The sequence below is a fragment of the Microbacterium sp. genome (assembly GCF_036823965.1).
Classification (GTDB): Bacteria; Actinomycetota; Actinomycetes; order Actinomycetales; family Microbacteriaceae; genus Microbacterium.
The window spans coordinates 117,006-140,292 of sequence record NZ_DAITBE010000009.1; the positions used below are offsets into that span (position 1 = coordinate 117,006).

Annotated in this window: 23 protein-coding genes; 8 read left to right on the forward strand and 15 right to left on the reverse strand. The window is 69.8% G+C overall.

Features of this window, described 5'->3' with window-relative positions:
- Window positions 1-83: 83 nt before the first annotated feature.
- Window positions 84-1,145 carry an enoyl-CoA hydratase/isomerase family protein gene (locus V7Z82_RS15010; RefSeq protein WP_334152377.1) on the reverse strand — a complete coding sequence of 354 codons (1,062 nt, stop codon included), beginning with the start codon at window positions 1,143-1,145 and terminating at the stop codon, window positions 84-86.
- Window positions 1,146-1,254: 109 nt separating this feature from the next.
- Between V7Z82_RS15010 and V7Z82_RS15015 the strand changes: the two genes are divergently transcribed.
- A complete protein-coding gene (locus V7Z82_RS15015; RefSeq protein WP_334152378.1) occupies window positions 1,255-3,417 on the forward strand; it encodes an ATP-binding cassette domain-containing protein in 2,163 nt (720 codons plus the stop codon).
- Between the two features lie 68 nt (window positions 3,418-3,485).
- Here V7Z82_RS15015 and V7Z82_RS15020 read toward each other — a convergent pair whose 3' ends face one another.
- Window positions 3,486-3,938 carry a hypothetical protein gene (locus V7Z82_RS15020; RefSeq protein WP_334152379.1) on the reverse strand — a complete coding sequence of 151 codons (453 nt, stop codon included), beginning with the start codon at window positions 3,936-3,938 and terminating at the stop codon, window positions 3,486-3,488.
- Window positions 3,939-4,096: 158 nt separating this feature from the next.
- On the opposite strand from V7Z82_RS15020, the gene V7Z82_RS15025 reads away from it, so the two are divergent.
- Entirely contained in the window at window positions 4,097-5,506 is a 1,410-nt protein-coding gene (locus V7Z82_RS15025; protein WP_334152381.1) for an HNH endonuclease signature motif containing protein, read from the forward strand.
- A 75-nt stretch (window positions 5,507-5,581) separates the two neighbouring features.
- Here V7Z82_RS15025 and V7Z82_RS15030 read toward each other — a convergent pair whose 3' ends face one another.
- From V7Z82_RS15030 to hemE, 10 genes are all read right to left on the reverse strand, one after another.
- Window positions 5,582-6,904: a glutamate-1-semialdehyde 2,1-aminomutase gene (locus V7Z82_RS15030; RefSeq protein ID WP_334152383.1), complete on the reverse strand. Its 1,323-nt coding sequence runs from the start codon at window positions 6,902-6,904 to the stop codon at window positions 5,582-5,584.
- 41 nt (window positions 6,905-6,945) lie between these two features.
- A complete protein-coding gene (gene hemB, locus V7Z82_RS15035; RefSeq protein WP_334152385.1) occupies window positions 6,946-7,923 on the reverse strand; it encodes a porphobilinogen synthase in 978 nt (325 codons plus the stop codon).
- Entirely contained in the window at window positions 7,920-8,714 is a 795-nt protein-coding gene (locus tag V7Z82_RS15040) for a uroporphyrinogen-III synthase (RefSeq protein WP_334152387.1), read from the reverse strand. Before V7Z82_RS15040 ends, hemB begins: the two co-directional genes overlap by 4 nt.
- Window positions 8,711-9,706 carry a hydroxymethylbilane synthase gene (hemC, locus tag V7Z82_RS15045; protein WP_334152388.1) on the reverse strand — a complete coding sequence of 332 codons (996 nt, stop codon included), beginning with the start codon at window positions 9,704-9,706 and terminating at the stop codon, window positions 8,711-8,713. The genes V7Z82_RS15040 and hemC overlap by 4 nt, the downstream gene beginning before the upstream one ends.
- Window positions 9,707-9,714: 8 nt before the next feature.
- Window positions 9,715-10,392: a hydrogen peroxide-dependent heme synthase gene (gene hemQ / locus V7Z82_RS15050; protein ID WP_334152389.1), complete on the reverse strand. Its 678-nt coding sequence runs from the start codon at window positions 10,390-10,392 to the stop codon at window positions 9,715-9,717.
- Window positions 10,393-10,466: 74 nt separating this feature from the next.
- Entirely contained in the window at window positions 10,467-10,739 is a 273-nt protein-coding gene (locus V7Z82_RS15055; protein WP_334152390.1) for a hypothetical protein, read from the reverse strand.
- Window positions 10,726-11,133: a phage holin family protein gene (locus tag V7Z82_RS15060; RefSeq protein WP_334152391.1), complete on the reverse strand. Its 408-nt coding sequence runs from the start codon at window positions 11,131-11,133 to the stop codon at window positions 10,726-10,728. Before V7Z82_RS15060 ends, V7Z82_RS15055 begins: the two co-directional genes overlap by 14 nt.
- A gap of 1 nt (window position 11,134) precedes the next feature.
- Window positions 11,135-11,593 (reverse strand): hypothetical protein, encoded by a 459-nt coding sequence (locus V7Z82_RS15065; RefSeq protein ID WP_334152392.1) that lies wholly within the window; start codon window positions 11,591-11,593, stop codon window positions 11,135-11,137.
- A 124-nt stretch (window positions 11,594-11,717) separates the two neighbouring features.
- A complete protein-coding gene (locus V7Z82_RS15070; RefSeq protein WP_334152393.1) occupies window positions 11,718-13,238 on the reverse strand; it encodes a protoporphyrinogen/coproporphyrinogen oxidase in 1,521 nt (506 codons plus the stop codon).
- Window positions 13,231-14,256: a uroporphyrinogen decarboxylase gene (hemE, locus tag V7Z82_RS15075; RefSeq protein ID WP_334152394.1), complete on the reverse strand. Its 1,026-nt coding sequence runs from the start codon at window positions 14,254-14,256 to the stop codon at window positions 13,231-13,233. Before hemE ends, V7Z82_RS15070 begins: the two co-directional genes overlap by 8 nt.
- A gap of 83 nt (window positions 14,257-14,339) precedes the next feature.
- Here hemE and V7Z82_RS15080 point away from each other — a divergent pair, with 83 nt between their 5' ends.
- The 3 genes from V7Z82_RS15080 to V7Z82_RS15090 all read left to right on the forward strand — a co-directional run bounded on the left by V7Z82_RS15080 (window position 14,340) and on the right by V7Z82_RS15090 (window position 16,770).
- The gene (locus V7Z82_RS15080; protein ID WP_334152395.1) at window positions 14,340-15,668 is read left to right on the forward strand and encodes a glutamyl-tRNA reductase; all 1,329 of its coding nucleotides are present in this window, start codon (window positions 14,340-14,342) and stop codon (window positions 15,666-15,668) included.
- A gap of 76 nt (window positions 15,669-15,744) precedes the next feature.
- Window positions 15,745-16,335, forward strand: a complete 591-nt coding sequence (locus V7Z82_RS15085) for an HhH-GPD-type base excision DNA repair protein (RefSeq protein ID WP_334152396.1) — start codon at window positions 15,745-15,747, stop codon at window positions 16,333-16,335.
- A 9-nt stretch (window positions 16,336-16,344) separates the two neighbouring features.
- Window positions 16,345-16,770 carry a DUF1801 domain-containing protein gene (locus V7Z82_RS15090; protein WP_334152397.1) on the forward strand — a complete coding sequence of 142 codons (426 nt, stop codon included), beginning with the start codon at window positions 16,345-16,347 and terminating at the stop codon, window positions 16,768-16,770.
- Between the two features lie 205 nt (window positions 16,771-16,975).
- Here the strand turns inward: V7Z82_RS15090 and V7Z82_RS15095 are convergent, their stop codons facing one another.
- Together V7Z82_RS15095 and V7Z82_RS15100 are read right to left on the reverse strand one after the other, a co-directional pair.
- Window positions 16,976-17,458: a hypothetical protein gene (locus V7Z82_RS15095; protein ID WP_334152398.1), complete on the reverse strand. Its 483-nt coding sequence runs from the start codon at window positions 17,456-17,458 to the stop codon at window positions 16,976-16,978.
- Window positions 17,459-17,603: 145 nt separating this feature from the next.
- Window positions 17,604-18,989: a glycine--tRNA ligase gene (locus V7Z82_RS15100; RefSeq protein WP_334152399.1), complete on the reverse strand. Its 1,386-nt coding sequence runs from the start codon at window positions 18,987-18,989 to the stop codon at window positions 17,604-17,606.
- A 127-nt stretch (window positions 18,990-19,116) separates the two neighbouring features.
- On the opposite strand from V7Z82_RS15100, the gene V7Z82_RS15105 reads away from it, so the two are divergent.
- Together V7Z82_RS15105 and V7Z82_RS15110 are read left to right on the forward strand one after the other, a co-directional pair.
- Window positions 19,117-20,586 (forward strand): peptide MFS transporter, encoded by a 1,470-nt coding sequence (locus V7Z82_RS15105; RefSeq protein ID WP_334152400.1) that lies wholly within the window; start codon window positions 19,117-19,119, stop codon window positions 20,584-20,586.
- A gap of 46 nt (window positions 20,587-20,632) precedes the next feature.
- On the forward strand, window positions 20,633-21,046 hold the full coding sequence (locus V7Z82_RS15110; RefSeq protein ID WP_334152401.1) for a VOC family protein: 414 nt from the start codon (window positions 20,633-20,635) through the stop codon (window positions 21,044-21,046).
- A 25-nt stretch (window positions 21,047-21,071) separates the two neighbouring features.
- Here the strand turns inward: V7Z82_RS15110 and V7Z82_RS15115 are convergent, their stop codons facing one another.
- A complete protein-coding gene (locus V7Z82_RS15115) occupies window positions 21,072-21,761 on the reverse strand; it encodes a GNAT family N-acetyltransferase (RefSeq protein ID WP_334152402.1) in 690 nt (229 codons plus the stop codon).
- A 69-nt stretch (window positions 21,762-21,830) separates the two neighbouring features.
- Here V7Z82_RS15115 and V7Z82_RS15120 point away from each other — a divergent pair, with 69 nt between their 5' ends.
- Window positions 21,831-23,273, forward strand: coding sequence for an MFS transporter (locus tag V7Z82_RS15120; protein ID WP_334152403.1), 1,443 nt, complete (start codon window positions 21,831-21,833; stop codon window positions 23,271-23,273).
- The last annotated feature ends 14 nt before the right edge of the window (window positions 23,274-23,287 follow it).

Below are 23,287 nucleotides of genomic sequence, written 5' to 3' on the forward strand. Positions count from 1 at the left end.
AGTGCCACGAAGCGCGGACATTCGTATCCCCCTCCAGGGGGACCTTCGCTGACAGCGAACCGCAGCAGCCCTGCGAACCCGACTCAGAAGAGCGGCAGCGCAGGCACGTAGTCCCGTGCCGGCGCACCGGCATCCGCGTCGAGTTCGGCGATCGTGGGGGGCTGCCAGTGCGGGTTCCGGTCCTTGTCGACCAGCTGCGCCCGGATTCCCTCGACCAGGTCCGGATGCTGCGTCACGAACCACATCACGCGCCGATACTCCCCCTCCAGCGCAGCCCTGAGGCCCGGAAGCTCGCGCGCCTCGCGCACCGCGTCGAGCGTGACGGCGAGGCCGGTCGGGCCGAGTCCGCCGAGCAGACCGGCGACCTCGGCGGCATCCGTCGTCCCCTGCGCATGCAGGCGCTCGACGATCGCCGGCAGGGTGGGCGCCGAGAAGACGTCGTCCACCCATCCGCGTGCGGACGGGAGCTCGGAGGGGTCGGGGGTCTCGTCGAACAGCAGCACGATCTCGCTCGGCCCTGTCGGGTCGGCGCGATACGCCAGCGCCTCACGGAGAGCCTCGAGACGGTCGGAGGGCACCATGTGGTCCGCGAACCCGAGATAGACGGCATCCGCTGCGTTCATCGACGAGCCGGTGAGCGCGAAGTACTCCCCGAACCGTCCAGGCGCTCGGCCGAGCAGCCACGTCCCGCCGACGTCCGGCGTGAAGCCGATCCGGGTCTCGGGCATCGCCAGCTTCGAGCGCTCGGTGACGATGCGGATCGCCGCATGCCCGGCGAGGCCGATGCCGCCGCCCATCGTGATGCCGTCGGCGATCGTGACCACGGGCTTCGGGTACTCCGCGATCAGGACGTTGAGCGCGTACTCGGCGCGGAAGAACTCGGCCGTCTCATCGGCCCGACCCGACACGATCTGCGCGTGCAGGGCACGGACGTCGCCGCCGGCGCACATGCCGCGCTCGCCCTCGCCGTCGATCAGGACGATCTGCACATCGGTGTCGCTGCGCCACGCCTCCAACGCGTCGGCGAGCTGCTGGATCATCCCCAGATCGAGCGCGTTGATCGCCTCAGGGCGATTGAGCGTGAGCCTTCCGAGGGCTCCTTCCGTGCGGATGAGGACACGGGGAGCGGTCTGGGAATCGGTCACGGGTGCCAGGCTACCCCGATCACAGGGGCGCGAATCAGCATGAAATACGCGATCCGACCGCTTTTCCGGCAGGATAGAGGGAAGTGCCCAATGCAAGGAGAGGTCGCGGATGCCCGACGGACAGGTGCTCGAATTCACGAATGTGACGAAGCGCTTCAATGAGGTGACCGCTGTTTCGGACCTGTCCGCACGCGTCGAGCCCGGCGCAGTCACTGCTTTCCTCGGCCCGAACGGGGCCGGCAAGACCACCACGCTGCGCATCCTGCTCGGCCAGATCCGCGCCACGAGCGGCACGGCGACGATCGGCGGCACCACGTTCGCCGAGCTCCGTCAGCCGCTGCGCACGATCGGCTCCGTGCTCGAGGAGACGGTCTACCGTCCCCGCCGCACGGCGAGCCGTCAGCTCACGATCGCCGCGAAGGCCAACGGCATCGCGCTCTCCCGCGTCGACGAGGTCCTCGCCGAGGTCGGCCTCGAGGGCGAGGGCGACTCGCGCATCGGCGGCTTCTCGCTCGGCATGCGTCAGCGCCTGAGCGTCGCGCACGCGCTGCTCGGCGATCCGGGAGCGCTCGTGTTCGACGAGCCGGCGAACGGCCTCGACCCCGAAGGCATCCGGTGGATGCGCCTGCTGATGCGCCGCCTGGCCGACGAGGGCCGCACCGTGCTCGTCTCCTCGCACGTGCTCAGCGAGGTCGAGCAGGTCGCCGACAACGTGCTGGTGCTCTCGAAGGGCCAGCTGGTGCTGTCGAGCGGCATCGAGACCCTGGCGGACCCGGCTGCCGGTTCCGTCGTGGTGGATGCCGCAGATCGCGCCGCTCTCACGGCCGCACTCTCCACCGCAGGCTTCGACGTCGAGGTGCTGCGCTCCGGACTCACGGTGCGCGGCGGCGATGCCAGCACGGTCGGCGCCGTCGCGGCGCAGGCCGGCATCGCGCTCAGCACGCTCGTGCAGCGTGGTCCGACGCTCGAAGACGTCTTCATCGATCTCGTGCGCGGCGGCAAGCTCGAGGCGCGCGCCTCCGCAGCGGCCTCGCAGCTCACTCCGGCGCGCTCGGGGCTGCCGATCGCCGCGGCGCCGATCACCGCGGCGCCGGTCACTGTGGCCGCTGACGCTGCGGACGCGGATGCCGACACTGCAGGCGAGGCCCTGGTCGCGGAGACCTCGGCCGTGTCTGCCGCTGTCTCGGGTGCGGCCACGGCCGATCCCGTCGCCGCCGCCGGAATCGCCGCGAGTGCCGAGGGCGAGACCGACGCCGCGCCCGACGATGACGCATCGCCCACCGCCGAAGAGGACGCATCGCCCACCGCCGAAGAGGACGCAGAGGCCATCGCTGCCGTCGACGAGGCCGAGGCTGCAGACAGCATCCTCGCCGGCGACGTGGATGTCACCGCCGACGCGGACACCACCGACGAGGATGCCGCAGCCGAGGCAGCCGCCGAGGAGTCGGCCCCGGCGGACGACGCGGTCGCCGAGGCGGTCGCGGATGCCGATGCCGAGGGCTCTGACGCTGGGCGTCCTGCCGCAGAGGGTTCCGACGCAGAGGGCTCCGACACCGAGGCGATCTCCGACACCGAGGGCTCCGACACCGATGGCTCCCCCGAAGCCGCGGAGGCGCCTGCTTCGCCTTCGTTCGATGAGATCCTCTTCGGCACCGCGGCGCCGGTCGCCGCCGGCGCGACGCAGGGCGAGGGCGACGAACCGGTCCACGACGTGGGTCAGATCTTCGCCGACCAGAGCGACAGCGAGCGGAACGATGGCGAGCAGCCCGGCGACGGGCAGCCCGATGGCGAGCAGCCCGGCGACGAGCACGAGAGTGCTGGCGACGCGGATGCCGACCCCGAGCGCACCGAGGATGATGGCGCCGAAGCATCCGGCATCGAGATCTTCGACGACCTCGGCGGCTCCGTGCCCGAGGCCGACGATGAGGCCTCCGATGAGGATCCTCGTTCCGCCGCCGTGAGCACGATGCTCGCAGCGGCCGCGCGTGCGTACTACGAGGACGAGCCCCGCGACTACCCGCTCGGAGAGCAGACCGAAGACGAGTCCGCCGCCTGGAGCGTTGCCTCGACAGGTGTCATCGACACGGTCCCGCAGACCGCATCGGACGACGCTGCGAACGAGGAGGCATCCGAGGAGCAGGAATCCCGGGAGCACGGGTCCGAGGACTCCTCCGGCGAGCACCACGAGAGCGACGAGCACCATGAGGGCGAGCACCATGAGGGCGAGCACCATGAGCACCACGAGGGTGACGACCACCACCACAACGGCTGAATCGGGTCGTCCCGACTGACGAGAGAAGCCCTCCGCGAGATCGTGGAGGGCTTCTTCGTTCGGACTGCTCAGGAAGCAGGGCGCGGCCGGATCACCGGGCGTCGGCTGCCCTTCGTCACAGGCGTCGGCGACGTGGCCACGATCTCCTCGACGTCAGCCGGCTCATCCGACACATCGAGGCGCAGGGCCTGCGTGAGGGAGACGCCGTGGCGGGTCGTGAGGATGAGTCTGCGGTACTGCGGATCGCCGTCGAGGTCGATCACGACGCTCGGGCGACGACGACGGATGAGCACGAAGTCGAGGCTGCCTGCGGCCTTCCAGCTGCCGGCGGCGAGGACGCCGGGGATGTGCGTCCCCGGATTCGGCACACCGCGCAGCCAGGTCCAGGCGTCATCGGTCAGCTGCACCTTGGTGATGGTGTCGCGAGCGATGCGCACGTTCTCGCGGTGGAAGGTGGCGGCTCGCTCGATCGGCGAGAGCACGACCTCGAGTTGCGTCTGATCCAAGAGCAACGTCACCATGACACCAGTCTGCCAGCGCGGCCCTCCCAGTTGTCTGGAAGTTGCTCACAGGAAGGCAACGATCCATTGTCGGATTCCTCCTTCATCGAGCGATTCGCGTCCACGAGTTGTCCACAGCCCTTCTTCCGAGTGTCGTACATATGTTCTATTCTAGGGGCATGGAATCACCCACCCAGCACGACCTCGAGCAGCGTCAGACGATGCTCGACGCCTGGGTGGCGAAGCGCCGGGAGATCGCCAGACTCGAGTCCGAGGCGATGGAGCTGCTCGCCGATCGGATGCGTCTCGGCGACGCCGATGCGCGCGAGAACCCGCACCACCGCGACACGATCCATCGGTCGATGATCGCCGAGTACTCCGCTGCCGGTCACGCCTCCAACGGCAGCGTCGACCGCGCGTTCGCGGATGCCGCAGTGCTCGAAGGGCACCCCGCGGTCCGAGCATCGTTCCAGCAGGGCGCGATCACGGCAGCGCACGTGCGAGAGATCATCAGCGCGGGTGCAGTCGTGCGTCAGGCGGTGCGCGACGGGCGGGTGGATGCCGGAACGCTGGGCATGTACGACGAGGCCGCCGTCGTGGTGGGCGAACAGGACACGCCGATGCGAACGCGCGCACTGGTCCGTCAGCTCGCCGCAGCTCTCGCGGGGGCGACGGTGGTCGAACGGCATCGGATCGCAGCCGCAGAGCGCACGGTCACGATGCGCTCCGTCGACGACGGTCTCGCGCTCATCTCGATCGTGCTGCCCGAGCATCTCGCCGCCGCGGTGATGGATCGACTGACCAGGCTCGCGCGTCAGGTCATCGCCGCTCGCGACGACGTCGAACCGCTCCTCGACATGGACCTCCTCGACGACGGCGAGGATCCGGTGTTCCCCGAAGATCTCGACTGGTCAGACCCGATGCTCGACGAATCCGCGATCTTCGGTGACGACACGTTCACGACCGACCCGCTCCCAGAGCCCTGCGTCGAAGTGATCCCCGCTGACACCCGCACGATGGACCAGCTGCGTGCCGACCTGATGACCGATCTGCTGCTCACGTCCGACCCCACGACGCCTCGCGGCACGGCGGTCGAGCACGTGCAGGCGCGCATCCAGGTCACGGTCGCCGCGACCACCCTCGCCGGTACGGACGACCGCCCGGCCGAGCTCGACGGGTTCGGTCCGATCGACCCCGACATCGCTCGAGAGCTCGCAGCAGGCACCGGCGGATGGTCGCGGTTGTTCCTCGATCCGACGGGCATGATCACCGAGTCCGACACCTACACGCCGACCGAGGCGATGCGAAGATTCCTGCGGGCGCGAGATCAGCATTGCCGATTCCCCGGATGCCGGATGCCGGTGCATCGATGCCAGATCGACCACAATCACGACCATGCTCTGGGCGGGCGAACGACCCTCGACAACCTGAGCCACTTCTGCACCGGCCACCACGTGCTCAAGCACCCCGGCATCGACGACCGCCACCGATGGAGCGCACGCCAACGAGCGGGCGGCGACATCGAGTGGATCAGCCCGCTCGGACACAGCTACACCGATCAGGCGCCGCGTCGCGTCATGTTCGTCTGACCAGACGCTGCGGCCGGGCGCGGCGACCGGACGGTGTGGCCGGGCGCGGCGACCGGACGATGTGGCTGCTGCCCGTCAGGCCTGTGCGCCGGCGGCGGCCGCAGCAGCGACGGGGAGCGCTGCCTCGATCTGCTGCAGCTCCTGCTCGCCGTGTGCGGCGGTCAGGAACCAGGCCTCGAAGACGCTCGGCGGGAGGGCGATGCCCTGTTCGCGCAGCGAGTGGAAGAACGGCGCGTACCGGAACGACTCCTGCGCCTGCGCCTCGGCATAGTCGCGAGGGGCAGATGCTCGGAACGACGCGTTGAACAGGTTCCCGGCCCGCGCGACGGCGTGCGTGACGCCAGCACCGGTGAGCGCGGCATCCAGAGCGGTGGCCACGCGGTCGGCGGCAGCATCGACCGTGGCGTAGACCTCGGGTGTGGCGAGGCGCAGCGTCGCGAGACCTGCGGCGACAGAGAGCGGGTTCCCAGAGAGGGTTCCTGCCTGGTAGACCGGGCCCAGCGGGGCGAGCAGGTCCATGATCTCCGCGCGTCCGCCGAGAGCGGCCAGCGGCATCCCACCGCCGACGACCTTGCCGAACGTGATGATGTCGGGAAGATACTCCTCACCGGCCGCGGCCTGCAGGCCCCAGAAGCCAGCGGGGTGCACGCGGAACCCGGTGAGCACCTCGTCGAGGATCATCAGCGCGCCGTGCGCGTGCGCGGTGTCGGCGATCAAGCGGTTGAAACCGGGGATCGGCGCCACGACGCCCATGTTCGCGGCTGCGGCTTCGACGATCACGGCGGCGATGCGCTGGCCGTGCTCGGCGAACACTGCGGCCAGGGCCTCAGGGTCGTTGTAGCCGATCACCAGCGTCTGGGCGGCGATCGGCGCAGGCACACCGGCCGAACCGGGCAGCGCGAGCGTCGCGACGCCCGAGCCCGCCTCGGCCAGCAGCCCGTCGGAGTGACCGTGATAGTGCCCGGCGAACTTCACGAGCAGATCACGACCGGTCGCACCGCGCGCCAGGCGGATCGCCGTCATGGTCGCCTCGGTGCCCGTGGACACCAGGCGCACGCGCTCGACAGGACGCACCTCGCCGAAGCGCACACGATCAGCGATCACGGAGGCGAGTTCGACCTCGCCCTCGGTCGGCGCGCCGAAGGAGAGCCCTCGGGTCGCGGCCTCCTGCACTGCTGCGACGATCTCGGGATGGGCGTGTCCGAGCAGCGCGGGCCCCCACGAGGCGACGAGGTCGACGTAGGTGGTGCCGGCGGCATCCGTCACCGTCGCACCCTTCGCCGAGGCGAGGAAGCGAGGGGTCCCGCCGACCGATCCATACGCGCGCACCGGCGAGTTCACCCCACCGGGGATCACCGCTCTGGCAGCGGAGAACAGGTCGTCGTTGCGGTCGCTCATGATGGTGAAATGCTCCTCAAGCGTCGAGATCAGGCGTCGACTCAGGCGTCGAGCCAGCGGGCGACTTCCGTCGCCCAGTACGTCAGGACCGCGTCTGCGCCGGCGCGGCGGATCGACAGCAGCGATTCGAGGATGGCCGCACGGCGGTCGATCCATCCGTTCGCGGCTGCAGCCTCGATCATCGCGTACTCGCCGGAGACCTGGTATGCCCACACCGGAATATGCACGGTGTCGCGGACTTCGCGCAGCAGGTCGAGGAACGCCATCGCCGGCTTCACCATGACGATGTCGGCGCCCTCCGCCTCGTCGACGACGGCCTCTCGGACGCCCTCGCGGCGGTTGCCCGGGTCGAGCTGATACGTGCGGCGGTCGCCGACCAGCTGCGAATCGACGGCCTCACGGAACGGACCATAGAACGCGCTCGCGTACTTCGCGGCGTACGCGAGGATCAGCGTCTGCGTGAAGCCCTCGGCGTCGAGCGCTTCACGGATGACCGCGACCTGGCCGTCCATCATGCCGGAGAGGCCGAGCAGCTGGGAGCCCGCACGCGCCTGCGCGAGCGCCATCGAGGCGTAGCGCTCGAGCGTGGCGTCGTTGTCGACGGAGCCGTCGGCGGCGAGCACGCCGCAGTGGCCGTGATCGGTGAACTCGTCGAGGCAGAGATCGGTCTGCACGACCAGGGCGTCGCCCACCTCGGCGGCCAACGCCTCGGTCGCGACGTTCAGGATGCCCTGAGGGTCGTCAGCACCGGAGCCGCGCGCATCGCGAACCGCAGGCACGCCGAAGAGCATCACACCGCCGACACCGGCCTCCGCTGCGTCGACCGCCGCGGCCCGCAGCGAATCGATCGAGTGCTGGGCGACGCCCGGCATCGACCCGATCGCGACGGGTTCGTCGATCCCCTCCCGCACGAACAGCGGGAGCACGAGCTGGCTCGGCCGCAGCGTGGTCTCGCGGACGAGGTCGCGCACGGCACGGGACTGACGCAGCCGCCTCAGGCGGACTTCGGGGAAGCTCACGGCGCGAACTCGTCGGCAGCGTGCGGAAGCGTGAAGTGCGAGACCGCGTCGATCAGCGCATCGACCGTCTGGCGATCGGCGACGACCGACACCGGGAGCCCGGCCTTCTCGGCGTCGCGCGCGGTGCGCGGTCCGATCGCGGCGAGCAGGGTCTCATCGGGGATCTCCGGGAACTGCTCTCGCACCTGCTCGGCGACCGAACCGCTCGTGATGAGGATCGCGTTGATGCGGCCGTTCTCGACATCGCGCTTGATGCGCTCGGTCACCGGCACACCGACCGTGCGATACGCGACGACGCTGTGCACGTCGTGCCCGGCGTCCGAGAGCATGCTGCTGAGCACGGGCTTCGCGATCTCGCTCCGGAGGGCGAGGATGCGGCGGGGCTCGGTCTCGAGCGCGAGCAGCTGCGTCGCCATGCCCTCGGCCGAATTGTCCTGCTCCGGCACCAGCGCGACCTCGTAGCCGACGGCCTGCAGTGCTGCGGCGGTGGTCTCACCGACGGCAGCGATCCGCGTGGTGCGCGGGACGACAGCGCGGTGCGCGAACATCACGTCGACCGTGGTGGCGCTCGTGACGGTCAGCCAGTCGAAGGCACCGGCGGCCAGCTGCTCCAGTGCGACGTCGAGCGTCGGCTGGTCCGTCGTCGGCGCGAAGTTGATCAGGGGTGCGACGACGGGGACTGCGCCCTGTGCCCGCAGGGATGCGGCGACACCGTCGCCCCACGGCCCTCCGCGCGGCACGAGGATTCGCCAGCCGTCCAGTGGTCGTTCGTGTTTCGTTTCGGATGTCATGAGGATTGCTCTCGGGAGACGAGGTCGGCCGCCCCTTGATCGAGCAGCCGACGGGCAACAGTCAACCCGAGTTCGCGCGCTGCGCTGATCGGGCCTGCACCATCGGCAGCATCCGCTCCATTGCCACTGCCGTTCCGACGAATATACTCCCCGTTCAGGGCTTCGGTGACGTCGAGGCCGATCCGGCGCCCTCCATCGGTCGCGTAGACGACGGTTCTGATGCGCACGGAGTCCCCGTCGACCACGGCGTGCGCGGCCATCGGAGCCTGGCATCCCGCGTCGAGTCCCTCGAGGATCGCGCGCTCGACGGTGACGGCCAGACGGGTGTCCTCGTCGTCCAGAGCCGCAAGGGCGGCACGGAGCTCGGCCGGAGCATCCGTCGTCGTCTCCACGCCAAGCGCACCCTGCCCCGGAGCCGTCGGCCACTCGGCGAGACCGAGGCCTTCGCGACGCAGCGGGGACGCCGAGTCGAGGCGGCTCAGACCGGCGGCCGCCAGGATCACGGCGTCCAGTTCGCCGGACACGACCCTGGCCTGCCGGGAATCCACGTTGCCGCGGATGTCGACGACCTCTGCATGCGGTGCACGCCTGCGAACCTGGGCGATGCGGCGCGGCGAACCGGTGCCGATCGTGCTGCCTGCCGGCAACTCGTGCAGCGGGATGCCGTCCCGCGTCAGCGCGATGTCGCGAGCATCCTCCCGCGCCGGCGTGGCGGCGATCACGAAACCTTCGGGGATCGCGGTCGGCAGATCCTTGAGCGAGTGCACGAGGAAGTCGCACTCCCCGGCGAGCAGCGCCTCCCGCAGCCGGGTGGCGAAGATGCCCTGGCCGCCGATCTCAGACAGCGATGCGCGGTTCGTGTCGCCCTCTGAGGTGATGGTGACCAGTTCGACCGGACGGCCGATGACCTTCTCCAGCGCAGCGGCGACGTGACCCGACTGCGCCTGCGCGAGCGCGCTGCGTCGGGTTCCCAGACGGATCGGAGTGCTCATCGGGCGGCCTACTGCAGCACGTCCGCGATCTCGTCGAACCGGAGCCTGCGTCCCGTGTAGAACGGCAGCTCCTCCTTCACGTAGAGACGCGCATCGGTATAGCGGAGGTCGCGCATCAGGTCGACGAGCTCGGTCACGTCATCGGCCTCGAGCGGCAGGATCCACTCGTAGTCGCCGAGCGCGAACGCGGCGACCGTGTTCGCGATGACGCCCTTGAACGCGGCGCCCTTGCGGCCGTGGTCGGCGAGCATCTTGCGACGCTCCTCCTCGGGGGCGAGGTACCACTCCGGCGTGCGGACGAACGGGTAGAGGCAGAGCCAGTCCTTCGGCTCGACGCCGCGGAGGAAGCCGGGAACGTGCGAACGGTTGAACTCGGCGTCGCGGTGCACGCCCATCACGTTCCAGACCGGGAGGAGCGAGCGGAGCAGCTCGGTGCGGCGCAGACGGCGCAGCGCCTTCTGCAGCTCTTCGGCGGTCTCGCCATGCAGCCACACCAGCAGGTCGGCGTCCGCCTTGAGGCCGGACACGTCGTAGAAGCCTCGGACGGTCACACCGGAATCCTCGACGTAGGAGACGATCGTCTCGAGCTCCGTCGAATCGGTCTCGGTGACCGGCACATCGGGATTGCGTCGCCACACGGCCCAGAGGGTGAAGCCGGACGGGTTCTCTTCGCGCACTTCGGACATGCCCCCAGTCTGCCCCCTTTACGAGGCGGTCGCGAACGCGGTGACCGACGGCCCTGCGGGCGGGCCCAAGGAGGTCAGCGCGAGATGAAGCGAGCGATTCCCCAGACCAGTCCGCCGACGGCGGCGGCCAGCACGACGACACCGGCGACGGCGGCGACGGGATTGCGATCCGCGAACACTCGGCCCTTCGCGATCGCGCGCTTGGATGCCTTCTCGACGCGACGAGGGACGTTGCCCTTGATCTCGATCGCAGCGAGCGCGGCCTTCAGCTCGGCACGAGCGGACTGCACGGGATCGACGATCCCGACAGGCACGACGGTACGGGGCAGGTTGTCAGAGACGGTCATCGCCGGCGTCCTTCACGAGTCGGATGTCTTCGGCCACGGCCTGCGCCGGGTTCTGTCGCCGCAGGACCTTGCGGAACTTCAGGATGCCGAGGAGCGCGAACAGCAGGACGGCCAGCAGCAGGATGCCGAAGACGACGATCGCCGACAGCCAGACCGGCCACCACGAGGAGAGTCCGGCGATCGCGAACACGAGGATCACCGGCACGGCCCAGAACAGGAAGAACAGGGCGACGAGGAACCAGACAGAGCCGATGCCTGCGTCTTTCGCCGTGCGCGAGATCCACGCCTTGGCGTTGTCGATCTCGGCCTTGACGAGGTTCGTGACGAGCTCGGGGAGATCCCCGAGGAGCGTCAGCAGACTGTCGTCGGCACGGTCACGGAATCCGCGGGGCATCTCAGGCGCCGGTCTTCTTCGGTGCGGACTTGGCGGCCGGCTTGCGCGCAGCCGGCTTCGTGTTCGAGCTCTTGGTCGCCGAGCTGTTTGCGGCCGAGGTCTTCGGCGTCGACTTCGACACAGCGGCCTTGGCGTCGTCGATCACGGATTCCGCGGCATCCGCCACGTCCTCAGCGGCCTGCTTGCCCTTGGCGATGGCGGAGTCGAGCTTCTCGCCGGGCGTGCCGGAGCCGCCGATCGAGGAGACGACCTTCACAGCGCCGTTCCAGATCGCGCCGGGAACCGCGGCGGCCTTGTCGCCGACGAAGGCCTTCACGACCTCGACGCGCTCCTGGACGGGATCGAGGTGCCAGACCTTGAGCCACTGCGTCTTGATCTGCTCATACCGCTCGCGCCCGGCACGCGTGCCGAGGACGTACCCCACGCCGAGTCCGACGACGAGTCCGATCTTCCCCTTCATGGGGTCTCCTCACGTTGTTCCGGTCGAGCCGCAGGCTTCGATCCCCGTCGGCCAGGTACCCAGCGTAACCCCGTATGCCGATTTCGGCATCTACTCGGCAGGGGGGTTGACACCAAGAGTTCACTCACGCAAAGAGCAGGGCGTGTCGCAACCGGTCGGACTCGGCCTTCGCATCCGGCAGCACCTGCGCCAATCCGGTGCCTGCGAGCCACGCGCCGACGGTGGCGAGTCCCGGCACGGCCTGCACCGCTGCGCGGGCGGCATCGCGGCGCTCTCCCGCTCCGATGATCGATGCGGGCTGCGCCTGCACGTACCGCGCGCGATGCGCCGCGATCAGCGAGGACGGGGCGAGCGGCACTCCCAGCAGAGCGGATGCCTCGCTCAGGGCGAGCTGCGCTGCGGCATCGTCATCGAGGTCGGCGGTCGCGGCCGGTTCGCCCTGCGCCCCGAACGAGACCCGGACCACGTGCCGCCCTCCGGCGGCATCGCGCACCCACTCCCACTTGGCGGTCGAGTGCGTGAGCGCCTTCGCGATGTGGCTGCCCGGCACCGTCAGCACACCGGTGCCTCGCGGTGCCGCGTCGAGGGCCGGCGCGTCGAGCAGCAGCGTCACGACCTCGATCTCCGGCGCGACGGTCGCGGCATCGGCCGCGCTCGCGGCGAGTGCGGGCACGGCGTCGGCGAGCAGCACGCGGGCGGTGCCCTCGTCGGTCGCGATGATCACGGCATCCGCATCGAGCTCCTCGACGAGGTCCTCGATCTCGGGCTCGTCGGCGGCATCCTGCAACGTGACCTCCGGCTTCGATCGCGTGGTCACACGCCAGCCATCGCCGTCGCGCGAGACCTGCTCCGCACGCGTCGCCGTTCGCACCTCGGCGTCGAAGCGAGCGAGATCCTCGAGCAGCGCGTCGAGCAGCGCACCCATCCCGCCGATGAGTCCTTCGACCGCGGCACCGGGGGTCTTGCGCGCTGCGCCGTCCTGTCGCAGCGCCATCACCGCACCGGAGAGCGAGCCGACACGGGTCAGCGCCGCGTTCAGACCGGGGGCGGCGACATCGACGTCGACGTCGTCCGGCGACGCGGAGTAGACGCCGGTCGTCACCGGGGCGACCAAGCGGTCGCGCACCTTCGCACCCATGCGCGAGGCGACCAGTCGACCGAGCGAGAGCTGGTGCCCGATCGTGAGCGGCGGACGCACACGGTCGAGGTAGGCACGCCACGCGCCCGACCATCCGATCACGCGGCGCACGTCCTCCTGGAAGGGGTTCGAGGGGATGCCGAGCAGGCCGCCGACCGGCAGCGGTGCGGCGCCGATCCCTGGAATGCCGGCGAGCCAGGCGCCACCGGCAGCCGGCGCGACGATCCGATCATCGAGGCCGAGCTCCTGGAGCAGGGCCCGGACATGGCCGCCCCTGGTCGCGTAGCTCTCGGCGCCGGCGTCCAACTCGACCCCGTCGAGCTCGGTGCGCCGGATCGCTCCGCCCACGGCATCCGCCGCCTCCAGCAGGGTCACGCGCATGCCGACCTTCGCGCACTCGCGTGCGGCGATGAGGCCGCCGACACCGCCGCCGATCACGACGACGCGCGTGCCGGCGGCGCGGGACGCCAGGTCATCGGCGCTCGGCGTCGTCGGGGTCTCAGCCACGTTCGTGCACCAGCTCGACGATGCGCGTGAGCTGATCAGGGTCGGTCTCGGGCGGGACACCGTGGCCGAGGTTGACGATGTGCGCCCTGGCCGCGCGGCCACGTGCCAGCACGTCGAGCACGTGCGCCTCGAGCACCGGCCACGGGGCGGAGAGGAAGGCAGGGTCGATGTTGCCCTGCACCGTGACGTCGGGGCCGAGGATCGCAGCGGCCTCGTCCAGCGGCATCCGCCAGTCGACACCGACCCCGTCGGCCACGCCGCCGAGTCGCATGTCATCGAGGAACGGTCCGGTGCCGACGCCGAAGTGGATGCTGGGGATGCCGATGCCTTCGAGCGCGGTCGTCGAGTGCGGTGCCACGAACTCGCGGAAGTCGGCGGTGCTGAGAGAGCCTGCCCACGAGTCGAACAGCTGCACGACCGAGGCTCCGGCGTCGCGCTGCGCGATCAGGAAGCGTCGCGAGATCTGGGCGAGCCAGCCAGCCAGGCGGTTCCACGAGTCCGGGTCGGCGTGCATCATGCCTCGTGCCCGCATGTGCTCCTTCGACGGGCCGCCCTCGACCAGGTAGGCCGCGAGCGTGAACGGCGCCCCGGCGAAGCCGATCAGCGGGGTGTCGCCGAGCTCGGCCGTCACGAGACGCACGGCCTCGGTGATCGCGGTGGAGTCGAGCGAGTCGGGGTCGATCGCGGTGATGCGGTCGACGTCGGATGCCGTGCGCACCGGGTTCGCGAAGACCGGACCACGGCCCGGCTCGATCTCGACCTCGACGCCGGCGAGGCGGAGGGGGATCACGATGTCGCTGAAGAACACGGCAGCGTCGACGCCGTGGCGGCGCACCGGCTGCAGCGTGATCTCTGCGGCGAGCTCGGGCGTGAGGCAGGCGTCGAGCATCCTGGTGCCGACCCGCAGCTCACGGTATTCGGGGAGCGACCGGCCTGCCTGACGCATGAACCAGACCGGGGTCTGGTCGGGGCGGTCGCCCGTGAGAGCGCGCAGCAGAGGAGCATCGGAGAGTGCCATGCATCCATCCTCCCACCCGACGCGTGTGCTCCCGCTGAGGGGCGGCGGCGACCGAGCCCGCGCACGAGGGGTACAATCGAAGGGTGCTGCTGTGTGTCACGGCGAGTCACAAGACCGCCTCCTTCGACCTGCTCGAACGCCTGAGCCGCACCCCCGACGGCGTCGCCCCCACCCTTGTGGAGATGACTCCGTGCGTGCAGGGTGCCGTTGTTCTCGCGACGTGCAACCGGTTCGAGGCGTACGTGGAAATGGACGAACCGGTCACCGCGGCAGGCGCCATCGGCGTCGAGGCAGTGCTGGAAGCCGTCGAGTCCGTCACCGGCGTTCCGGCCACCGAGCTGGACGGCGCGTACACCGTGCATGCCGGCCGCCGCGTCGCCGAGCACCTCTTCTCGGTCGCCTCCGGCCTCGAATCGGTCGTGTCCGGTGAGGGCGAGATCGCCGGACAGGTGCGTCGCGCGCTGAAGTCCGCCCGCAAGGAGGGCACCACCTCCCCCGAGCTCGAGCGCCTGTTCCAGCGCGCCAGCCAGGCGCAGCGCAAGGTCAAGAACGTCACCGCCCTGGGCCGCGCCGGCCGCTCGCTCGTGCGACTCGCCCTCGAGCTCGCAGACAGCCGCATCATCGACTGGTCCGCAGAGCGCGTCCTGCTCGTCGGCACCGGCGCCTACGCCGCCGTCACCCTCGCCACGCTGCGAGAGCGCGGAGCGGTCGACATCTCCGTCTACTCGCCCTCCGGACGTGCGCACATCTTCGCCGCCAAGCACGGCCTCCGCGCGATCTCCGCCGAGGACTACGCCCGCACCGCCGCGCACTCGAGCCTGTTGATCACCTGCACCACCGCCACCGAACCCGTTCTCGGCATCGAGCAGTTGCAGCGACCGACGGGCCTCGCAGCGGTCGGCTGCCCAGTCGACGTGTCGACCGGTGCCACCGCATCGCACAACCAGCTCGTGGTCGACCTCGGCATGCCGCGCAACGTCGACCCTGCTGTCGCATCGCTCGAAGGCGTCGCACTGCTCGACCTCGAGACGATCCGACTGCATGCCCCGGTCGAGGAGCTGCAGGCGACGGATGCCGCGCGCACCGTCGTCCGTGAAGCCGCCGACACCTTCCACGTCGTGGGCGCACGCCAGAGCGTCATCCCCTCGGTCGTCGCGCTGCGCTCGCACATCTTCACGCTGCTCGAGAGCGAGATCGACCGTGCCCGCGCTCGCGGCGACGAGGACGGCAAGGTCGAGCAGGCGCTGCGGCACCTCTCCGGCGTCCTCCTGCACACGCCGACCGCACGCGCCCATGAGCTCGCCGCCGCCGGGCGCGCCGACGAGTTCGCCGCCGCGATCAGCGCGCTGTACGGCATCGCCCCGGCAGCAGCATCCGACGCCGGTGACGACGCGGCATCCTCCATCGCCTGAGCATCTGCTCGCCCGACGATCCACCCGGCTGCTCGACCCGAGCACAGAATCTCCGGCCGGGTGCGAGACTGGACGCATGGCCCTGCACATCACCGGAGACACCGACGCCGACGCCCTGCTGACCGACAACCCGCTGGCGCTGCTGGTGGGCATGCTGCTCGACCAGCAGGTGCCGATGGAGACTGCGTTCGCCGGCCCGCTCAAGATCGAGCAGCGCACGGGTGCGGCCGACGCCACGTCGATCGCGGGCATGGCACCGGACGAGTTCCTCGAGGCGTTCAAGCAGACGCCGGCGGTGCACCGCTTCCCCGGATCCATGGCGACGCGCGTGCAGACGCTGTGCCAGACGCTCGTGGACGACTGGGACGGGGATGCTGCGGCGCTCTGGACCCGCCCTTCGTCGGACTCCGGGACGGTGCCCTCCGGCGCCGAGGTGCTGCAGCGGCTCAAGGCGCTGCCGGGGTTCGGCGAGCAGAAGGCGAAGATCTTCCTCGCGCTGCTCGGCAAGCAGTACGGCTTCACGGGCGAGGGCTGGCGTGCGGCCGCCGGCGCCTACGGCGAGGACGGCTCGTTCCGCAGCGTGGCCGACATCGTGTCGCCGGAGTCGCTCACGAAGGTGCGCGAGCACAAGAAGGCCATGAAGGCGGCCGCGAAGGCCGAGAAGTAGGGGATCAGGATGCAGCCGACCGGTGACGACGTCGCGGGACTGATCGCGCGCTCCTCCCCCGCCGTCCGTCGGCGGGATGCCGAGACGCTGACCGCTCTGATGCAGGAGATCACCGGGCGAGAGCCGGCGACCTGGGGCACGATCATCGGCTTCGGCTCGTGCCACTACCGCTATCCGACCGGCACGGAGGGCGACTCCGGCCTGCTCGGCTTCGCGCCACGCAAGGCCGCGAGCACGATCTACCTGTTCGACGGCGTGGACGCGCACGCCGAGGCGCTCGAGCGGCTCGGCCCGCACACGCGGGGCGCCGGATGCCTGTACATCAAGGACCTGGAGCAGATCGATCTCGACGTGCTCCGCGGCATCCTCGAGCGCTCCCTCGCCTGGGTCGAGGCCGGCGGCACCCCCGAGGTGCAGCTCACCGTCACCGGCTGACCTCCCGCCGAGCGGCCCCCTCCCGCCGAGCGGCCCCCTCCCGCCGAGCGGCCCCCTCTCGCCGAGCGGCCCCCTTCCGCCGAGCGGCCCCCTCCCGCCGAGCGGCCCCCTTCGCAGCGAGCCGGCCCCTTGCGGACGTTCGCAACGGGCCGGCTCGCACACAAAGGGGTGGTTCGGCGCGGTCAGGGGCCCGCATGGTGCTGGCTCAGCGCAGGACTTCGACGAGCGCGACCCACGACACCACGATCGCGGAGACGATCGCGAGCAGGCATCCGGCGGCGGCCACGAACAGCCCGGCGGGATGCCCCGACCACACCAGCGTGCCGGCGACGAGGTACGCGACGATCGGCAGGAAGCCGACCAGGTACTTGAGCGGGCGCGCCGTGTCAGCCGGATCGGGGTCGATCGCGATCAGTCGTGTCGCGTGCACCTGGAAGACGGCGGCGAGGAGGGTTGCGACGATCGTCACCGCGCCGAACCACGCCGGGTCGATGCCGGGAACCAGACCGAGTGCCGACACGGCGAGCGCCAGCACGAGCGCTGCGATCCCGGCCAGCAGTCTCGCCGTGAGCGTGCGCGACTTCACGATCTCGCCGATGTTCACGCTCGAGGCGACGATCACGAGGCCGGCGAGCGCCGCAGTGGCCCCGGCCATGGCGACGTTGAACTCGCTCCACTCCTCGATCATGCGGTCAGCATAGACCCGCGCCCTCCCTCGCCGACCCGGCCCCCTCGCAGCGAACCGGCCCCTTGCAGACGTTCGCAAGGGGCCGGTTCGCACACAAAGGGGTGGCTCGGCAGGATGGGCAGGATGCCGGAGCCGGATGCCGGAGTCAGGCGCCCTTCAGACGCTCCGCGAGGTACTCGTGCAGCGTGTCGATCGAGACGCGCTCCTGCGCCATGGTGTCGCGGTCGCGCACCGTGACGGCACGGTCGTCGAGCGAGTCGAAGTCGACCGTGACGCAGAACGGGGTGCCGATCTCGTCCTGGCGGCGATAGCGGCGGCCGATCGCACCGGCATCGTCGAAGTCCACCGACCACGAGCCGCGCAGCGTGTCGGCGACCTCGCGGGCCAGCGGCGACAGGCGCTCGTTGCGCGACAGCGGCAGCACGGCCGCCTTCACCGGTGCGAGACGCGGGTCGAGCTTCAGTACGGTGCGCACGTCGGTGCCGCCCTTGGCGTTCGGCACCTCCTCCTCGCGGTACGCGTCGACGAGGAACGCCATCATGGCGCGCGTGAGGCCGAACGACGGCTCGATCACGTACGGCGTGTAGCGCTCGCCAGTGGCCTGGTCGAAGTACGTCAGGCTCTGGCCCGACGCCTCGCTGTGGCTCGACAGGTCGTAGTCGGTGCGGTTCGCGACGCCCATGAGCTCGCCCCACTCCTTGCCGGTGAAGCCGAACTTGTACTCGACGTCGATCGTGCCGGCGGAGTAGTGCGCGCGATCGTCTTCTGGCACGTCGAACTGACGCATGTTCTCGGGGTCGATGCCGAGATCGATGAACCAGTTCCAGCAGGCCTCGACCCAGTGCTCGAACCACTCCTGCGCCTCGGCCGGCGGGGTGAAGAACTCGATCTCCATCTGCTCGAACTCGCGCGTGCGGAAGATGAAGTTGCCGGGGGTGATCTCGTTGCGGAACGCCTTGCCGACCTGGCCGATGCCGAACGGCGGCTTCTTGCGGCTCGCGGTGAGCACGTTCGAGAAGTTCACGAAGATGCCCTGCGCCGTCTCGGGGCGGAGGTAGTACAGGCCGGACTCGTCGTCGACGACGCCGAGGTAGGTCTTCACGAGGCCCGAGAAGGCCTTGGGCTCGGTGTACTGGCCCTTGGTGCCGCAGTTCGGGCACGGGATGTCGGCGAGGCCGTTCTCGGCCGTGCGGCCCTTGCGCGCCTCGAAGTCCTCGATGAGGTTGTCGGCGCGGAAGCGCTTGTGGCACTGCAGGCACTCCACCAGCGGGTCGGTGAAGGTCGCGACGTGACCGGATGCCTCCCACACGCGCTTGGGCAGGATGATGCTCGAGTCCAGGCCGACCATGTCGCCACGGCCGCGCACGAACGTCTGCCACCACTGCCGGCGGATGTTCTCCTTGAGCTCGGTGCCGAGGGGGCCGTAGTCCCATGCAGAACGGGAACCGCCGTAGATCTCACCGGCCTGGAAGACGAACCCGCGGTGGCGGGCGAGGGCGATGACCTTGTCGAGACGGGACTGTTCGGCCATGGTGGCTCCAATGGTCGGATGCGGGAGGAACCCGTGAACACGGGCGTTCCCATTCTATCCGCGGTCGAGCTGGGACTCTGAGCCCACCGACTGGGACTCTGAGCCCGTCGAAGAGTACCGTCGAGGGATGAGCGCAGCGCAGCCCACCCCGCGGACCCGCGACGAGAACACCCGTTTCTTCGGCCAGCCGTGGTCCTTGGTCCACGTCTTCGGCGTGGAGATGTGGGAGCGGTTCAGCTTCTACGGCATGCAGGGCATCCTGCTCATCTACCTGTACTTCTCGGTCTCCCAAGGCGGACTCGGCATCCCCGAGGCTGTCGCCGGCGGCATCGTCGGCGCCTACGGCGGCTCGGTCTACCTCTCCACGATCCTCGGCGCCTGGGTCGCCGACCGGCTCTTCGGGTCTGAGCGCGTGCTCTTCGTCAGCGCGATCGTGATCGTGGCAGGACACCTCGCACTCGCGCTGCTCCCCGGTCTCGTCGGCGTCGGCGTCGGCCTCGTGCTCGTCGCTCTCGGCTCCGGCGGTCTCAAGGCGAACGCCACCGCGGTCGTCGGCACGCTCTATGCGCCGGACGACGACCGCCGCGACGCCGGCTTCTCGCTGTTCTACCTCGGCATCAACCTCGGCGCCTTCATCGGACCGATCCTCACCGGCATCCTGCAGTCGACGCTCGGCTTCCACTGGGGCTTCGGGCTGGCCGCAGTCGGAATGACGCTCGGACTCGTGCAGTACTCGTTCGGCCGTCGGTCACTGCCGGCCGCAGCGCGCGAGGTGCCGAACCCGCTGCCGGCGAAGCGCTATCCGCTCGTCGGGCTCATCGCCGCCGGAGCCGTCGTGCTCATCGCGGTCCTCGCGCTGCTCGGCGTGATCCGCGCCGACAACCTCTCCACCATCGTGATCGGCGGCACGCTCGTCGCAGCCATCGCCTACTTCGCAGTGATCCTCACGAGTCGGCGCATCGACAGCACCGAGCGGTCACGCGTGTGGGGCTTCCTGCCGCTCTTCATCACCAGCGTCGCGTTCTGGTCGCTGTACCAGCAGCAGTTCACGGTGCTGACGCTGTACGCCTCGGAGCGCCTCGACCGGAACATCTTCGGCTTCGAGATGCCGATCCCGTGGGTGCAGTCGATCAACCCGGTCTTCATCATCATCCTGTCCGGCGTCTTCGCCGCGATCTGGACCCGTCTCGGCAAGCGCCAACCGTCGACGCCGGTCAAGTTCGGCCTGAGCGCGATCATCATGGGCTCGGCGTTCCTGCTGTTCCTCCCGTTCGCCGGCGGTGGGGAGAACTCCACGCCGCTGCTCGCGATCGTCGGCATCCTGTTCGTCTTCACGGTCGCCGAGCTGCTGCTCTCGCCGGTCGGACTCTCGGTCACCACGAAGCTCGCGCCGTCGGTGTTCCACACGCAGATGGTGGCGCTGTTCTTCCTGTCGATCGCGCTGGGCACGGCGATCTCCGGCTGGCTGGTGCAGTTCTACGATCCGAAGAACGAAGTGCCGTACTTCTCGATCCTCGGCACGATCGCGATCGTCGTCGGCATCGGACTGCTGCTCTCGATCAAGCCAGTGCTCCGCCTCATGCAGGGCGTGCGCTGAGCAGCACCCGTTCCGGACGTCGGATGCCGGTGCAAGACTCGTCTGCATGGAACAGCGCGTCAGCTTCATCACACTCGCCGTCTCGGACCTCGCCGGCAGCCGGGCCTTCTACGTCGACGGACTCGGCTGGGAGCCGATCTTCTCGGGCGACGACGTCCTGATGTTCCCGGTCGCCGACAAGGTCATCCTGTCGCTGTGGTCGGTCGAGGGGTTCACCGCCGAGGTCGGCGAGGCCCCGGCATCCGGTGTCGCACCGCTCACGCTCTCGCACAACCTCGCCACCCCCGCAGAGGTCGACGACGTGCTCGCCGAGGCGGCACTCCTCGGCGCGACCGTGAGCCCCGGGCAGCAGCGGGAGTGGGGCGGGTACTCCGGGTACTTCGTCGACCCTGACGGGTTCCGCTGGGAGATCGCGGTCAACCCCGGCGAGACCGGGGAGTTCGTGCTGCCGCCGCGCTGAGCTCGTCGGCGCGCGGCAGCGAGGCTCAGGCCGTGAAGAGGTAGCCGCGCTCGACGTCGAAGCCGGCGATGCGGAGGCCGCGTCCGAGGATCTCGGCCATCTCCGCGCGCAGCCGCGTACGCCATTCGTGTGCGGCAGCCGGGTCCGATTCCCGCAGGGCCTCGATGTCGGCGGGGATCTCGAGCGTCTCGACGATGTCGGCGGATGCCGGCGGCTTCGCGATGTCGGCGAGCGCCCATTCCACGTCGAGGCGGTCGCTCTCGTCGCCGGCGTCGCCGCCGCCGAAGATGCCGTAGCGGTTCACCGAGTAGCCGGTGGCCCTGGCACCCAGCACCGACAGGAAGAAGTGGGCATTGCGCGCCACGAGGGGATCGAAGGTCCACGTGATGCGGCCGACGTCGCGCGAGAACGCCCACTGACGCTGGTGCTCCTTGAGCTCCCGGCCCCAGCCGCGGCCGCGGAACTCCGGAAGCAGCGCGGTGATGTGCGAGTGCATCGCACGTCGGGCCGGCTCTCCGAAGAAGGCGATCGACGCGCCCACCATGCGCTCCTCGTCACCCTCGCCGTCGAAGAAGCCGACGACGTAGTTGCCGGACTGCTGCAACGCCCGCAGGGTGCCGGCATCCACGACGCGCAATGGGCCTCTGATGGAGTCGAGCAGCGCCTGCGCATCGAGGATGAGTTCAACGGTGTCGAGATCACGGATGGTTCGCACCCGCCCAGTCTGCCAGTCCTGAACACCTTCGGTGACCCCGGTGCCCGCTGGCGCCGATAGCCTTGGGCAGTGGGTGCGAACGATGACAATGCCAGGAAACGTCTCTCTCGAACCCCTCCCAAGTGGGCGATCGTCGCGGTGCTCGCGTTCGCAGGGCTCTGCTCCTCGTTCATGTTCACGCTGGTCGTGCCGCTGCAGGCCGAGCTGCCGCAGCTGATGAACGCCTCCCGCGAGGACACCACGTGGGTCGTGACGATCACGCTGCTGGTCGCCGCCGTCGCCACGCCCATCTCCGGCCGACTCGGTGACATGTACGGCAAGCGCCGCGTCGTGATCGTGCTGCTGGTCCTGCTCATCGTCGGCTCCGTGATCGCAGCCGTGTCCGGGTCGATCGTCGGCGTCATCATCGGCCGCGCGCTGCAGGGCGCCGTCACCGGCGTGGTGCCGCTCGGCATCGCGATCATGCGAGACGTCCTGCCGACGAACCGGCTCGGCACCGCGGTCGCGCTCATGAGCGCCACGATGGGCGTCGGCGGTGCGATCGGGATGCCGGTGGCCGCCCTCCTCGCGAAGAACGCCGACTGGCACTGGCTGTTCTGGCTCGCCGCAGCGCTCGGTGTGGTCGGGCTCGCCCTCGTGCTCGCCGTCATCCCCGAGGACGTGCTCCGATTCCCCGGCCGCCTCGACGTGCTCGGCGCCGTCGGCCTCGCGATCGGCCTCACCGGACTGCTGCTGTTCGTCTCCCGCGGTGCCGAGTGGGGCTGGACCTCACCGCTCGCGCTCGTCTGCATCCTCGGCGGCGTCGTCGTGCTGCTGGTGTGGGGCTGGTATCAGCTGCGCACGAAGGATCCGCTGCTCGATCTGCGCGTCGCTGCGCGCCCGGCCGTGCTGTTCACGAACATCGCCGCGATCGGCATGGGCTTCGCCCTGTTCGCCTCCAACGTGACCTTCCCGCAGCTCCTGGAGGGTCCGGCGGCCGGCGGATTCGGCTTCGGACTCGACATGGTCGCCGCCTCGCTCATCATCATGCCCGCCGGGCTCGTGATGATGGTCATCTCGCCGCTGTCCGGTTGGCTCGAGCGCACGGTCGGCCCCCGACCGCTCTTCACGGTCGGCGCGATCGCGATCGTGCTCGCCTACGTCTTCGTGCTGCTGTGGTCGAGCGAGGTGTGGCACATCCTCGTCGGGAACCTGCTGATCGGCGTCGGCATCGGCTTCACGTTCGCGGCGATGCCGATGATCATCATGCGCTCGGTCCCAACGAACGAGACCGGGGCCTCGAACGGCCTGAACGCACTGTTCCGCTCGGTCGGCACCTCCAGCGCCTCCGCCGTGATGGGCGGGGTCCTCGCCGCCATGAGCGTCGAGGTGGGCGGCGTGTTCGTGCCGACGCGCGCCGCGTTCGAGGTGTGCTTCTGGCTCGCGATCGCCGCCGGCATCATCGCCGTCGTGCTGTCGCTGTTCATTCCGAAGCAGCGCGGAGCCGAGCAGCATCCTTCACTGCCGAACTAGCCCCTCGCCGCAGA

Bases quoted from the DNA above. Each gene is read 5' to 3' on its own strand.
- V7Z82_RS15090 (WP_334152397.1), top strand. From the start codon at position 16,345: ATGCAGCCGACCGGTGACGACGTCGCGGGACTGATCGCGCGCTCCTCC.
- hemQ (WP_334152389.1), bottom strand. From the start codon at position 10,392: ATGTCCGAAGTGCGCGAAGAGAACCCGTCCGGCTTCACCCTCTGGGCC.
- V7Z82_RS15025 (WP_334152381.1), top strand. From the start codon at position 4,097: ATGGAATCACCCACCCAGCACGACCTCGAGCAGCGTCAGACGATGCTC.
- hemC (WP_334152388.1), bottom strand. From the start codon at position 9,706: ATGAGCACTCCGATCCGTCTGGGAACCCGACGCAGCGCGCTCGCGCAG.
- hemE (WP_334152394.1), bottom strand. From the start codon at position 14,256: ATGGCACTCTCCGATGCTCCTCTGCTGCGCGCTCTCACGGGCGACCGC.
- V7Z82_RS15020 (WP_334152379.1), bottom strand. From the start codon at position 3,938: ATGGTGACGTTGCTCTTGGATCAGACGCAACTCGAGGTCGTGCTCTCG.
- V7Z82_RS15060 (WP_334152391.1), bottom strand. From the start codon at position 11,133: ATGCCCCGCGGATTCCGTGACCGTGCCGACGACAGTCTGCTGACGCTC.
- V7Z82_RS15065 (WP_334152392.1), bottom strand. From the start codon at position 11,593: ATGAAGGGGAAGATCGGACTCGTCGTCGGACTCGGCGTGGGGTACGTC.
- V7Z82_RS15015 (WP_334152378.1), top strand. From the start codon at position 1,255: ATGCCCGACGGACAGGTGCTCGAATTCACGAATGTGACGAAGCGCTTC.
- V7Z82_RS15100 (WP_334152399.1), bottom strand. From the start codon at position 18,989: ATGGCCGAACAGTCCCGTCTCGACAAGGTCATCGCCCTCGCCCGCCAC.
- V7Z82_RS15030 (WP_334152383.1), bottom strand. From the start codon at position 6,904: ATGAGCGACCGCAACGACGACCTGTTCTCCGCTGCCAGAGCGGTGATC.
- V7Z82_RS15110 (WP_334152401.1), top strand. From the start codon at position 20,633: ATGGAACAGCGCGTCAGCTTCATCACACTCGCCGTCTCGGACCTCGCC.
- V7Z82_RS15105 (WP_334152400.1), top strand. From the start codon at position 19,117: ATGAGCGCAGCGCAGCCCACCCCGCGGACCCGCGACGAGAACACCCGT.
- V7Z82_RS15085 (WP_334152396.1), top strand. From the start codon at position 15,745: ATGGCCCTGCACATCACCGGAGACACCGACGCCGACGCCCTGCTGACC.
- V7Z82_RS15055 (WP_334152390.1), bottom strand. From the start codon at position 10,739: ATGACCGTCTCTGACAACCTGCCCCGTACCGTCGTGCCTGTCGGGATC.
- V7Z82_RS15095 (WP_334152398.1), bottom strand. From the start codon at position 17,458: ATGATCGAGGAGTGGAGCGAGTTCAACGTCGCCATGGCCGGGGCCACT.
- V7Z82_RS15040 (WP_334152387.1), bottom strand. From the start codon at position 8,714: ATGACATCCGAAACGAAACACGAACGACCACTGGACGGCTGGCGAATC.